General features: G+C 69.9%; 11 protein-coding genes and 1 riboswitch. Of the genes, 8 read left to right on the forward strand and 3 right to left on the reverse strand.

The features are described from left to right. Positions 1-29: 29 nt before the first annotated feature. The 6 genes from ACFX59_RS01920 to cobS all read left to right on the forward strand — a co-directional run bounded on the left by ACFX59_RS01920 (position 30) and on the right by cobS (position 8,550). The gene (locus ACFX59_RS01920) at positions 30-3,158 is read left to right on the forward strand and encodes a glycoside hydrolase family 2 TIM barrel-domain containing protein (protein WP_387429096.1); all 3,129 of its coding nucleotides are present in this window, start codon (positions 30-32) and stop codon (positions 3,156-3,158) included. Further along, a complete protein-coding gene (locus ACFX59_RS01925; protein WP_387429099.1) occupies positions 3,155-5,422 on the forward strand; it encodes a DPP IV N-terminal domain-containing protein in 2,268 nt (755 codons plus the stop codon). Before ACFX59_RS01920 ends, ACFX59_RS01925 begins: the two co-directional genes overlap by 4 nt. Positions 5,423-5,593: 171 nt before the next feature. After that, positions 5,594-5,777: riboswitch (cobalamin riboswitch) on the forward strand. Positions 5,778-5,868: 91 nt separating this feature from the next. After that, positions 5,869-6,276, forward strand: a complete 408-nt coding sequence (locus tag ACFX59_RS01930; RefSeq protein ID WP_307100414.1) for a DUF1636 domain-containing protein — start codon at positions 5,869-5,871, stop codon at positions 6,274-6,276. Next, positions 6,273-7,283 carry a nicotinate-nucleotide--dimethylbenzimidazole phosphoribosyltransferase gene (gene cobT, locus ACFX59_RS01935; RefSeq protein ID WP_387429102.1) on the forward strand — a complete coding sequence of 337 codons (1,011 nt, stop codon included), beginning with the start codon at positions 6,273-6,275 and terminating at the stop codon, positions 7,281-7,283. Before ACFX59_RS01930 ends, cobT begins: the two co-directional genes overlap by 4 nt. Then, positions 7,280-7,837, forward strand: coding sequence for a histidine phosphatase family protein (locus ACFX59_RS01940; protein ID WP_387429105.1), 558 nt, complete (start codon positions 7,280-7,282; stop codon positions 7,835-7,837). Before cobT ends, ACFX59_RS01940 begins: the two co-directional genes overlap by 4 nt. Further along, complete coding sequence (cobS, locus tag ACFX59_RS01945; RefSeq protein ID WP_387429108.1) at positions 7,834-8,550, forward strand: adenosylcobinamide-GDP ribazoletransferase; 717 nt, start codon at positions 7,834-7,836, stop codon at positions 8,548-8,550. The genes ACFX59_RS01940 and cobS overlap by 4 nt, the downstream gene beginning before the upstream one ends. Here cobS and ACFX59_RS01950 read toward each other — a convergent pair. Genes ACFX59_RS01950 through ACFX59_RS01960 form a run of 3 tightly spaced genes read right to left on the reverse strand, consistent with a single transcriptional unit; the run spans position 8,535 to position 11,897 of the window. Then, on the reverse strand, positions 8,535-9,989 hold the full coding sequence (locus ACFX59_RS01950) for a cobyric acid synthase (RefSeq protein ID WP_387429111.1): 1,455 nt from the start codon (positions 9,987-9,989) through the stop codon (positions 8,535-8,537). The genes cobS and ACFX59_RS01950 overlap by 16 nt on opposite strands. Further along, entirely contained in the window at positions 9,977-10,915 is a 939-nt protein-coding gene (gene cbiB / locus ACFX59_RS01955) for an adenosylcobinamide-phosphate synthase CbiB (RefSeq protein WP_387429114.1), read from the reverse strand. Before cbiB ends, ACFX59_RS01950 begins: the two co-directional genes overlap by 13 nt. Continuing rightward, positions 10,908-11,897: an aminotransferase class I/II-fold pyridoxal phosphate-dependent enzyme gene (locus tag ACFX59_RS01960; RefSeq protein WP_387429117.1), complete on the reverse strand. Its 990-nt coding sequence runs from the start codon at positions 11,895-11,897 to the stop codon at positions 10,908-10,910. The genes cbiB and ACFX59_RS01960 overlap by 8 nt, the downstream gene beginning before the upstream one ends. Positions 11,898-11,924: 27 nt before the next feature. On the opposite strand from ACFX59_RS01960, the gene cobU reads away from it, so the two are divergent. After that, entirely contained in the window at positions 11,925-12,449 is a 525-nt protein-coding gene (gene cobU / locus ACFX59_RS01965) for a bifunctional adenosylcobinamide kinase/adenosylcobinamide-phosphate guanylyltransferase (protein ID WP_387429120.1), read from the forward strand. Continuing rightward, positions 12,449-13,048, forward strand: coding sequence for a cob(I)yrinic acid a,c-diamide adenosyltransferase (cobO, locus tag ACFX59_RS01970; RefSeq protein ID WP_387429123.1), 600 nt, complete (start codon positions 12,449-12,451; stop codon positions 13,046-13,048). Before cobU ends, cobO begins: the two co-directional genes overlap by 1 nt. Positions 13,049-13,215 lie beyond the last annotated feature (167 nt).

The following is a 13,215-nucleotide window of genomic DNA, read 5'->3' on the forward strand; positions in this document are numbered from 1 at the left end:
GGCGCGGTTTCAGAGGAGAAGGATGGGATATGGCGACGAAGCGACTGGCCCTGTGGGCAAGCCTGTCGGCCATGATGGCGAGCAGCGCGCTGGCGCAACCCCCGGCTCCCCAACCCGTCCCGCCCCGCCCCGATTGGGAGAATCCCGCGATCAACCGGATCGGCGCGGAGCCGATGCACAGCAGTTTCGCCGGGTTCGAGACGCGGTCGGCGGCGCTGGCGGGCGATGTCGCCCGGTCGCGCTATCACCTGTCGCTCGACGGGACGTGGAAGGTGCACATGTCGCCCAATCCCGAGGCGCGCCCGATCGGCTTCGAGGACCCGGCGCGCGACGTTTCGAGCTGGCACGACGTGGCGGTCCCCGGCATCCTCCAGGCGCAGGGGCTGAGCCGTCCGGTCTTCGTCGGCAGCGGCTATCCCTTTCCGCGCAACGAACCCTTTATCGAGCACCGGCTGAACGAGGTCGCGTCCTATCGCCGCGACTTCACCGTTCCGGCGCATTTCGCCGGACGCCGCCTGCTCCTCAACATCGGCGCGGCGGGGGCGGCCTATTATCTTTGGGTCAACGGCCAGAAGATCGGCTATTCGGAGGATTCCAAGCTCCCCGCCGAATTCGACATCAGCCGCGCCGCGAAGCCGGGCAAGAACACCATCGCGATCGAGCTCTATCGCCATTCGGACGGCAGCTACCTCGAGGATCAGGATTTCTGGCGGGTCAACGGGATCGAACGCTCGATCACCCTCTATGCCGCGCCGCAGACGCATATCCGCGATCTGGCGATCGATGCCGGGCTGACCCATGACTATCGCGACGGGACGCTGTCGGCCGCGATCGACCTGGCGGGCGCGGCGCAGGCGACCTCGGTGCGCGCCACGCTGCTCGACGGCAAGCGGGTCGTGCTGACCCGGACCGCGACGCCGACCGGCACGACCGCGACGATCGCCGCCGAGGTTCCGGCGGTGAAGACGTGGAGCGCCGAGGACCCCAATCTCTACACGCTGCTGGTCGAACTGCTCGACGCGAAGGGCAAGCTGATTGAGGCGACCAGCCGCCGCATCGGCTTCCGCACCGTCGAGGTCGCGGGCGGCGAGGTGCGGGTCAACGGCAAGCGGATCATGATCCGCGGCGTCAACCGGCACGAGCATGACCCGCATACCTTCCGCGTCGTGTCCGAAGAGACGATGCGCAAGGATATCGAGCTGATGAAGGCCGCCAATATCAACGCGGTCCGCACCTCGCACTATCCCAACGACCCGCGCTGGTACGACCTGGCTGACGAATATGGCCTCTACGTGATGGACGAGGCCAATATCGAGAGCCACGGTTACTTGAGCCTCACCCAGGAAAAGGGCGATCCGACGCTGAACCTGGGCCACAAGCCCGAATGGGCGGCGGCGCATCTCGACCGGGTGCAGCGGATGGTCGAGCGCGATCGCAACCACCCCTCGATCATCTTCTGGTCGCTGGGCAATGAAAGCGGCGTCGGCCCCAATTTCGAGGCGGCGGCGAAATGGATCCGCCAGCACGACAAGACCCGGCTGATCAACTTCCTGGGTTACAGCATGAGCGGCTGGCGACATCCGACCAATGCCTATGTCGACATCTTCGCGCCCATGTACGACGATGTCGAGAAGCTGGCCGACTATGCCCAGCGGCCCGAATTCACCCAGCCGCTGATCCTGTGCGAATATGCCCATGCGATGGGCAACAGCCTGGGCGACTTCCAGGGCTATTGGGACGTATTCCGCAAATATCCCAAACTCCAGGGCGGCTTCGTCTGGGACTGGGTCGACCAGACGATGATCCTGAAGGACAAGGACGGCCGCCCCTATTGGGGACAGGGCCTGGACTATGATCCCGATCCCAAGGATGCCGGGCTGCACGGCGACGACAGCCCGGTCGGCGACGGCGTGATCCAGTCGGATCGGACGCCCGACCCCGAATATTACGAGATGGCGCATGTCCAGTCGCCGATCCATTTCACCCACAAGGACGGCGGGTGGCAGGTGGTCAACCGCCACGACCATATCGACCTTTCGCGCTTCACGCTGGACTGGACGGTGCTGGAGAATGGCGTCGAGACGGCCCGCGGCAGCATCGCCACGCCGTCCGTGGCGGCGGGGGCCAGCGCGCCCCTGTCCTTCGCCCTGCCCGCGCCCAGGGATGCCTCGGCCGAGCGTTCGCTGATCCTGCGCGCGCGGACCAAAGCGGGGGCGATCCCGCCGCTGCCCGCGGGCCATGTCGTCGGCTGGGACCAGTTCGCGCTGACCGGCCCGGTCTTCGCCGCCGTGCCCGCCGGGTCGGTCGCGCCGCAGGAAAGCGCCGATTCGATGACGCTGGCGGCGGGCGATGCCGTGCTGGAGATCGACCGGACGACCGGGCTCGTCCGCCGTTATGCGCGGGGCGGCAAGACGCTGCTGACCGGTGGCACCCCCGATTTCACCCGCGCACCGACCGACAATGACGTGGGCGCGGGCGTGCCCAAGAGCCATGCGATGTGGCAATATTTCTCCGAGCATCGCCGCCTCGACGCGATCCGGCGCGAGGGCGATGCCATCGTCGTGGATCACGACATGGGCGTCGGATCGGTCAAGATGCAGACCCGCTGGACCATGGCGCCGGACGGCAATGCGACGGCCACCGTCCGCTTCACGCCGCTGCGCGCGACGCTGCCCGATCCCCTGCGCGTCGGCCTCGCCTTCGCGACGCCGGGGCAGCAATTCACCCAGCTCAGCTGGTTCGGGCGCGGCCCGTGGGAAAGCTATGCCGACCGCAAGACCGGCGCGATGATCGCCCGCTGGAGCGGGGCGCTGGCCGACCAGTATCACGACTATGCCCGCCCGCAGGAGAGCGGCAACAAGACCGATGTGCGCTGGCTGCAACTCACCGGCACCGGCGTCGGGCTCCGCGTGACGGGGGCGCAGCCGCTTTCGGTCAACGCCCTGCCCTTCCCCTATGCCGACCTGGCGATGAAGCCGCCGTCCCAAGCGCACAGCTCGGACATCAGCCCGCATGGCGACGGCACGCTGCTGATCGACGCCGCGCAGGTCGGAGTCGGCGGCGATACCGGCTGGAACCTCGATGGCCGGGCGCACATGCCATACCGCATTCCGCTCCAGCCCCTGACCTACAGCTTCACCATTGGAGCGGCCCGTTGAAGACCCTGCTGACGCTTTCGCTGTTGCTCGCCGCCGGTCCGGTCGCCGCGCAGGGCGTGCCCGACCGCATCGCCAAGTCGCTGGCCCTTCGCGAGCAATGGCAATGGCTGACCCGTGACATCGCCTCCCCCGCCGAGTGGGACGCGGACGGACGGCATTTCCATTATCGCAAGACGGTGGCGGGCGGCTTCGCCTTCGTCGATGTGGACGCGACCAGCCGCGCCAAGGCCCCCGCCTTCGACGCTGCTGCGCTCGCCCCCGCATTGGCCAGGGTCATGGGCAAGCCGATCGCGCCGCTCCGCCTGCCCTTCGATCATTTCGCCTATACGCCCGATCGTTCGGCGATCACCTTCAGCATCGGCTATGAGGACGGCGTCACCTATCGCTGCGTCCTCGCCCGGCCCGCCTGCACCGTCGTCCCGCCGGAAAACCCCAGCCGCCCGCGCGGATTCGGCGTGGTGCGCGACCTGCGCGTGCCCGCCGATAACCATCCCCGCCTCTCGCCCGACGGCAGGCTGGAGGCGCTGGTTCTCGACGACAATCTGGTCGTGCGCGAGGCGGGGGGCGGCAAGGAATTGTGGCGGTCCCAGGACGGCAGCCCCGCCAATTTCTACGATCCCGAGACGATCGCCTGGAGCCCGGACGGCCAGCATGTCGCGCTCCAGCGCGTCCGCCCCGGCTATCCCCGCATGGTCACCCGCGTCCTCGCCGCGCCGCCGGGCAAAGTCCAGCCCGAGGTCGTCCAGCAACTCTATCCCAAGCCCGGCGACGCGGTGGATCAGGAAGCGCCCGTCCTGTTCCGCGTCGCCGACGGCAGGCGGACCGAGATCGACCCGTCGCTGTTCGCAAATGCCTATACCCTGTCGGCCCCGGCCTGGCGGGCCGATGGCAGGAGCTTCGCCTTCGACGATCTGAAGCGCGGCTTCGGCGAGGCGAAGATCATCGCGGTCGATGCCGACACCGGCAAGGCGCATGCCGCCGTGACCGAAACCGCGAAGACCTTCGTCTTTCGCGACCGCATCTGGTCGCACGACGTAAAGGATATGGGCCGCGAGATTCTCTGGGCGTCGGAGCGGGACGGCTGGCGGCATCTCTATATGATCGACGGCACGACCGGCCGGATCGTTCGCCAGATCACCAAGGGCCAATGGATCGTCCGCGACATCGCGAAGGTCGATGACGACAAGCGCCAGATCTGGTTCTCGGCCAGCGGCTTCGTGCCCGGCGAAGATCCCTATTACAAGCAATGGTTCCGGGTCGATTTCGACGGCCGCAACCTGACCCGGCTGACCCAGGAGAATGCGACGCACGAGGTCCGCTTCTCCCCCGACATGTCCACCTATGTCGACGTCTATTCGCGCACCGACCTGCCGGAGACGATGGAACTGCATGACGCGCGCGACGGCCGCCTGATCCAGACGCTGGAAAAGGGCGACATCACCGCGCTGACCGCCGCCGGGTTCCGCCCGCCGGAGCGCTTCACCGCCAAGGGCCGCGACGGCCGGACAGATATCCACGGCCTGGTCGTCCGCCCGCGCGATTACGACCCCGCCAAGCGCTATCCGGTGATCGAGAACATCTATGCCGGGCCGCATGACAGCTTCGTGCCCAAGGCCTTCTGGCCGTTCGGCGGCTTTTCGGGCGGCGACAAGGTCATGGGGATGCAGCAGCTCGCCGATCTGGGCTTCATCGTCGTGATGATCGACGGCATGGGCACCGCCAACCGTTCCAAGGCCTTTCACGACGTCGCCTGGAAGAACCTGGCCGATAGCGGCTTTCCCGACCGGATCGCCTGGATGAAGGCGCTGGCGGCGAAGGACCCCGCCGTCGATCTTTCCCGCGTCGGCATCTATGGCGGCTCGGCGGGCGGGCAGAGCACGCTGAACGCGCTGCTGTTCCACCCCGACTTCTACAAGGCCGGGGTCGCCTATGCCGGGTGTTTCGACAACCGGATGGACAAGATCGACTGGAACGAACAATGGCTCGGCTATCCGGTCGACCAGAGCTATCTGGACGCGTCGGGCGTGGTCCATGCGCACCAGTTGCAGGGCAAGCTGATGCTGGTCGTCGGCGAACAGGACTCCAATGTCGATCCCGCCAGCACGACCCAGGTGGTCGATGCGCTGATCAAGGCGGACAAGGATTTCGACCTGCTGGTCATCCCCGGCGGCGAGCATACCGCCGGGCGCAGCACCGGCCCGGTGGCCTATGCGATGCGACGGCAATATGCCTTTTTCCTGAAGGCGTTGCGCGGGGAGGAATAGTACCCTTCCCTCAGCCACAATAGCACCACCCCGGCGAAGGCCGGGGTCCAGTTTCGGCGTTCCATCAGGCGCCCCACGAACGTCACCGCAACTGGGCCCCGGCCTTCGCCGGGGCGGACGGCGGGGGTTGGGAAGGGAATAGCGGTGTTGCCTCCCGCCCTCCCCGCGCCTATCGCTCGGCCCGCGACAGGTTCCCCTTCGGGGGATGAAAAGGGAACGGGGTGCGACGCCCCGGCTGCCCCTGCAACTGTAAGCGGCGAGCCGTTCGCCACGACGCCATTGGGGAAACTCGAGAAGGCGGCGGACCGGCACCGACCCGCGAGCCAGGAGACCTGCCCGTCGCGGTCGTCTTTCGGCCGGTCAGGGTGTACCGGGCGGACGGGGCTATCCCCTCGCGCGACGACAGCGCCTTTGTGGAGACATGCCCCAATGACCGAGCCCTGTTCATGCTGAAACCCGCCGCGAACGGCCCCGCCGTGGTCGCCTGCAACACCTGTCGCCTGTCCGACGACGCGCGCGAGGACGCCGAAGGGCGGCGCGGCGGCGCGCTGCTGGTCGAGGCGTTGCGCGCGGTGAAAGCCTCCGACCCGGCCTATGCGGACGTGGCGGTCGAGGAGATGCCCTGCCTCTTTGCCTGCCAGTCCTTCTGCACGGTCCATCTTCGCTGCCCCGGCAAGGTCGGCTATGTGATGGGCAAATTCGCCCCGGACGAGGAGGCCGCGCGCGCGATCCTGGACTATGCGCGCGCCTATGCCGACAGCGACTGGGGACAGGTGCCCTACAAGCAATGGCCGCAAGGGGTTAAGGGCCATTTCCTGACCCGCACGCCGCCCGAGGGATTCATCGTCGAATGACCGCTTTCCCGACCATCGCCAGCTTCGAGACGACCCTGGCCGTGTTGCCCGAGCCGGATACCGGCGCGCGCGACGCCGCCGCGCGGCGGCAGGGGCAGCTGACCAAGCCGCCGGGCTCGCTCGGACGGCTGGAGGACATCGCGATCTTCCTGGCCGGATGGCAGGGGCGCGAGCGGCCCCGGATCGATCGCGGTCGTGCGGTGATCTTCGCGGGCAATCACGGCGTGGTCGCGCGCGGGGTCAGCGCCTTTCCGGCGGAGGTGACCGCACAGATGGTCGCCAATTTCGCCGCCGGGGGCGCCGCGATCAACGCGCTGGCCGCCGCCGCCGGGCTGGAGCTGTCGGTCGTGCCGCTCGACCTCGACCGGCCGACGGTCGACTTCACCACCGGCCCGGCGATGAGCGAGGCGGAATGCCTGGCCGCGCTGTCGGCGGGGGCGGCGGCGGTCGGCGATGCCGACCTGCTGGTGCTGGGCGAGATGGGGATCGGCAACACGACCCCCGCCGCCGCGCTGGCCGCCGCCAGTTTCGGGGGCGATCCCGCCGACTGGGTCGGTCCCGGCACCGGGGTGGATGCACGCGGCCTGTCGCGCAAGGCGGCGGTGGTGGCCGAGGGGCTGGCGCTGCACCACGAGCATCTGACCAGCGCGTTCGAACTGCTGCGCCGTCTGGGCGGGCGGGAGATCGCGGCGATGGCGGGCGCGATCCTGACGGCACGCACCCGCGGCGTGCCGGTGGTGCTGGACGGCTTCATCGGCACCGCCGCGATCGCACCGCTGGCACTGGTCAATCCCGGGATCACCGCCCATTGCCTGGCGGGCCATTGCTCGGCGGAGCCCGGCCATGTCCGGCTGCTCGAGCGGCTGGACCTTGTGCCGATCCTGTCGCTGAACATGCGGCTGGGCGAAGCGAGCGGCGCGGCGGTGGCGGTCCAGGTCATCCGCGCGGCGCTGGCGGCGCATGACGGCATGGCGACCTTTGCCGAGGCGGGCGTGGCGAGCGCGTGAGCGCGTTTCGCCTGCATCTGCTTCGGCATGGCGAGCCCGAGGCGGCGGGGCGGATGCTGGGGTGGACCGACAGCCCGGCGACGGTTGAGGGCATCGCCGCCTGCGCCGCGCGCGGACGCGATCTGGCGGTGACCCGGCGGATCAGTTCGGACCTGTCGCGCGCGCGCGCCTGTGCCGAGGGGATCGGGCCCGCCACGGTCGATCCCCGCTGGCGCGAACTGGATTTCGGCGACTGGGACGGGCTGGTGCCCGAAGCGATCGACCGGACCGCGCTCGGCCGGTTCTGGGACGATCCCGATGCCGCCCCTCCGCCGGGCGGGGAGCGCTGGTCCGATCTCGTCGCGCGCGTCGCGGCGGCCATCGCCGAGCTGCCGCCCGAACCGACGCTGGTCGTCACCCATGGCGGCGCGATGCGCGCGGCGCTGCATATCCTGTGCGGGTTCGACCGCCGCGCCGTCTGGGCCTTCGCACTGCCCTATGCCAGCCTGTTGACGCTGGAGGTGTGGGACGGCCGCCCCCGCACGGCGCAGGTGATGGGACTGGTCACGGCATGAAGCCGCTGATCCTCGCGCTCGGTTTCCTGACCCGCCTGCCCATGCCGCGCGTCGCAGCGGACGAGGCGGATTTTGCGGCGGCGATCCGGCTCTATCCGGTCGCCGGGCTGGTCGTCGGGGCGATCGTCGCGGGGGCGGCGTGGCTCGGCCAGCATATCGATCCCTGGGCGGGGGCGCTGGCGGGGCTGGCGGCCTGGGTCTGGGTGACGGGGGCGCTGCACCTCGACGGGCTGGCGGACCTGGCCGACGGGCTGGGCGCCGCGCATGGAGACCGGTCGCGGCTGCTGGCGGTGATGGCCGAACCACAGATCGGCAGCTTCGGCGTCGTGGCGCTCGTCATGCAGCTTCTCGCCAAGCTGGTGCTGATCCACGCAATACCCGCGCGCGCCTGGCCGATGCTCGCGCTGATCCCGGCGGCGGCGCGGGTCGGTCCGCTGGTCTGGGCGCGCGTCCTGCCGCCGTTGCGCCCCGGCGGGCTGGGGGCACTGGTGGCGCGCGCGGTGCGGCCGTTCGACATGATCGCCTGGCTGCTGGCGGCGGTCCTATTGGGTCTGGCCTGTCCACCCATCGCCGTCACGCCGCTATTGATCCTGCCGCTGTCGTTCTGGTTCCGGCGAAGGCTGGGCGGCGTGACCGGCGATGTGCACGGCGCCGGGATCGAGATGACCGAGACCGGCCTGCTGATCGTCGCCCTCCTCTATCTGGCGTCCTGAGCGATCCGCAACAGCGCGTCGCAATCGACATGCGCCTCCAGCACGGCGGCGATGGCGTCGAGCGCAGCGTCCACATCGGCGCGGTGATCGGGCCCCGCCCCCGCCACGCCGATCCGCGCCAGCCACGCCGCGCGCTGCCCCGCCTCGCCCAGCAGGCCATGGACATAGCTGCCCGCGACCAGCCCGTCGGCGCTCATCGCGCCCTCCGCCCGGCCATCGGCGAGGTGCCCGACCGGACGCGCGGCATCCGGCCCTTCAGTCCGGCCAAGGTGAATCTCATACCCCGCAAAGGCCGCGCCCAGCGCCTCGCCCGTCACCGGCCGCACCGTCTTTTCGCCGGTCAGCACCGTTTCGACATCCAGCAGCCCCAGCCCCGCGACGCTGCCCGCCGGGCCCTCGACGCCATCCGGATCGGCCACCCGCCGCCCGAGCATCTGATAGCCGCCGCACAGGCCCAGCACCGGCCGCCCGCGCCGATGATGCGCGGCGATGTCGATATCCCACCCCTGCGCGCGGACGAAGGCCAGGTCGGCGATGGTCGTCTTCGATCCCGCCAGCACGATCATCGCGGCATCGGGAATGGGCTGGCCGGGGCGGACCATGACCAGATCGACCTGGGGTTCGAGGCGCAGCGGATCGAGATCGTCGAAATTGGCGATGCGCGGGGTGATCGGACAGGCGATGACCACCCGCCCCCCGGCCCCGGCGGCGGGCCGTTCCAGCGCCACCGCATCCTCGCTCGGCAGGCGGCGCGCGTCCGCCAGCCAGGGGATCAGCCCCAGCGAATGCCAGCCGGTATGCCCGGTGATCAGCGCCATGCCATCGGCGAACAGCGCCGGGTCGCCGCGAAACTTGTTGACCAAAAAGCCCCGGATCATCGCGGCATCGGCCGGGTCGATCACCGCCCTGGTGCCGACCAGCGACGCGATCACCCCGCCCCGGTCGATGTCTCCGGCCAGCACCACCGGCACGTTCGCCGCGCGCGCAAAGCCCATATTGGCAATGTCGCCGCTGCGCAGATTGACCTCGGCGGGCGAGCCCGCGCCCTCGACGATGACGAGGTCGCAATCCGCCTCCAACCGGCGATAGCATTCCACCACTTTGGGCAGCAGCCCGATCCGCCCCTCGCGCCACTTCGCGGCGGGCAGTATCCCGCGCACCTGTCCGCGCACGATCAGTTGCGAACTGCGGTCGCCCTGCGGCTTGAGCAGCACCGGGTTCATGTCGACATGCGGTTCGACCCGCGCCGCCATCGCCTGGGTCGCCTGCGCCCGGCCGATCTCGCCGCCCTGCGGCGTCGCGGCGGCGTTGTTGCTCATATTCTGCGGCTTGAACGGGCGGACGGTCAGCCCGCGATTGGCGAAGACCCGGCACAGCCCCGCCACCAGCACCGACTTGCCGACATCCGACCCGGTGCCCTGGATCATCACGCCAGCCATGCGACACCCCCCGCGACGATCCACAGCAACAGGCAGGCGCGGGCATAGATCTGCAAGCCCGTCACGATATCGGCGGGCGTCGCGCTTCGGCCGCCGCGCCCGATCCAGGGCTTGATCTGGGTCACGCCGTCATAGCTCACCGGCCCCGCCAGCGCGACGCCCAGCGCCCCCGCCATCGCCGCCTCGGGCCAGCCCGCATTGGGCGAGGCATGGGCGCGCGCATCGCGCTTCATCACCGCCCAGCCGCCCGCGCCCGCCACACAGACCAGCACCCCGGCGATCCGCGCCGGTATCCAGTTCGCGCCGTCATCGATCCGCGCCGCCGCCCAGCCAAAGGCGCGCCAGCGCGGCTCCTTGTGCCCGATCATGCTGTCGGCGGTGTTGATCGCCTTATAGACCCAGACGCCCGGCAGGCCGAGCAGCAACAGCCAGAAGAGCGGCGCGACGATGCCGTCGCAGAAACTCTCCGCCAGCGTCTCGATCGCGGCGCGCGACACGCCCGCCTGGTCCAGCCTTTGGGTATCGCGCCCCACCACCCGCGCGACCGCCGAGCGGGCGGCGGGCAGGTCGCCACGCATCAGCGCATCGGCGACGGGGCGGACATGCCCGTACAGGCTACGCTGCGCCAGCGCAGGCCAGGCCAGGACCGCACTCGCGATCCAGCCCCATCGGCCGAACAACAGATGCGCCTCGCGGTCCAGCCACCATGCCGCAGCACCAGTCAGCGCGATCAGGGTCAGGATCGTCGCGACCCCCAGCGCCCGGCGGGTCGCCTCGGACCGGTCGGGCCGGTTGCCATGCCGTTCGCAGGTATCGAGGAACCGGGCAAAGCCGCCCACCGGATGCCCGACCCAGGCATAGAGCCGATCGGGCCAGCCGATCGCGGCATCGAGCGCCAGTGCCACCAGCGCGATCGGATCAGCCATGGTCCAATACCTTGTCCAGCCGCGCAAGCTCCGCGACCGAGGCGGGCACGCCGAAACGCAACCGCTGGGGCGCGTCGGCGAAGGGGCGGACGAGAATCCCCGCCGCCGCCAGCCGGTGGAAAACAGACCCCGCATCGGGTGTCTCGACCATGCGGAACAGCGGACACGCCCCCTTCGCGACCAGCCCGTGCCGCGCCAGCACGGCATCGAGCGCCGCCGCGCGCTCGACCAGCGCGAGGCGGGTCGCCGCGATCCATGCGCGATCGGCATAGGCCGCGCCGCCCCAGACCATCGCATGGCTCGATACCGGCCAGTCGCCCAGCAGGTCGCGAAGCCGCGACAGCAGCGCGGGCGCGGCGATCACGAAGCCCAGCCGCACACCCGCCAGCCCGAAGAATTTGCCGAACGAGCGCAGCACCACCACCCGCGCGCCGCCGGTGAAACCGGGATCCGGCATCGCATCGGCAAAGGCTTCGTCCAGGATCAGCCAGCCGCCCGCGCGCGCCTGCGCCTCGGCCAGCCGGGCCAGTGTCCCGCCGGTATGAACCACCCCATCGGGGTTGTTGGGATTGGCGAGCAACAGGCTGCCCGTCTGCCCCGCCCAGTTCTCCAGCGCGGCATGATCGACGCGCGTCGTGGCGATCGCGCCGTGCGTGCCATAGCTGGGGCGAAGCGCCACGATCGGCTGGGCCACCCCGAGCAGCGGCAGCAGTCGCAACGCCATCTCGCTGCCCGGCACCGCCGCGACGCGGTCGGCCGCGACCCCGAAATGCGCCGCTGCCAATGCCTCCAGCCGGGCGAGCGCGCCGCGATCGGGCAAGGGCCCCGCATCGACATCCAGCCCCTTGGGCGGCGTCCAGGGAACCGGATTGATGCCGGTCGACAGGTCCAGCCACGGCGCGGGCGCGTTCGGGAACAGCGCCCTGGCCGCATCGATCCGGCCGCCATGATAGGTCAGCGCGGCCATTTCCGCTTGCGTCACAGCCCGGCTCCCGCGATGCGGACGGGCATGCGCACGCCCCGCACCATCCTCGTCCTCGGCGGTGCCCGGTCGGGCAAGAGCCGCCATGCCCAGTCGCTGGCCGAGGCGATGACGCCGACCGGCTGCTTCATCGCGACGGCGCAGGCCTGGGACGCGGAGATGCGCGACCGGATCGCGCGGCACCAGGCCGACCGCGACGCGCGCTGGTCGACCGTGGAGGCGCCGCTCGCGCTGCCCGAGGCCATGGCCGCGCATGGACGTGCCGACCGGGTGATGCTGGTCGACTGCCTGACCTTGTGGCTGACCAACCTGCTGCTGGGCGAGGCCGACCTGACGGCGGCGGGGGATGCGCTGGTCGCCGCCATCGCGGACGCGCCCGGCCCCGTCGTGCTGGTCAGCAACGAGGTCGGCTTCGGCATCGTCCCCGACAATGCGCTGGCCCGCCGCTTCCGCGATGCGCAAGGGTCGCTGAACCAGCGGCTGGCGCGGGTGTGCGACGCGACCGACCTGGTGGTCGCCGGGCTGCCCCTTCGTCTTTCAGGAGAGAAATGATGCGAACCGACGCCGAACATGCCGAGCGCATGGCCAAGAAGAAGGTCGCGCAGGACAGGATGGTCGCCGCGCGCGACGCCGAAAAGGGGCTGGTCATCGTCCATACCGGCAAGGGCAAGGGCAAGACGACCGCCGCGCTGGGCATGGTGATCCGCGCGGTGGGCCATGGGATGCGCGTCGGCATGGTCCAGTTCGTCAAGGGCGCGATGACCACCGGCGAGGCGGCGGTGCTGGCGCGCTTTCCCGAGGTGGACTTCCACGCGATGGGCGAGGGCTTCACCTGGAACACCCAGGACCGCACCCGCGACATCGCCACCGCGCGCACCGCCTGGGACGAGGTGAAGCGGATGATCGCCGACCCGGCCTATGACCTGATCGTTGCCGACGAGTTGAACATCGTGTTGCGCTATGACTATCTGCCGGTCGACGAGGTGCTGGAGGTGCTGGCGACAAAGGGCGCGATGACCCATGTCGTCATCACGGGCCGCAACGCCCCCGAGGCGCTGATCGCGGCGGCCGATCTGGTCACGGACATGACCCAAGTGAAGCATCCCTTCCGCGAACAGGGCGTGAAGGCGCAAAAGGGCATCGAGTTCTGACCCCGTCATCCCGGCACAAGCTTGCGGCGAGGCAATCCGTTTTAAGCCCCTCCTCCCGGAAGGGGGGAGGGGTTTGGGGTGGGGGCTCGGCCACGCGCGACACAATTTGGGGCGCAGCCCTCCCCCATCCCCTCCCGCCTGCGGGAGGGGAGCGGCTAGCGGCGAGT

Source organism: Sphingomonas sp. NCPPB 2930 (assembly GCF_042867205.1).
GTDB lineage: Bacteria > Pseudomonadota > Alphaproteobacteria > Sphingomonadales > Sphingomonadaceae > Sphingomonas.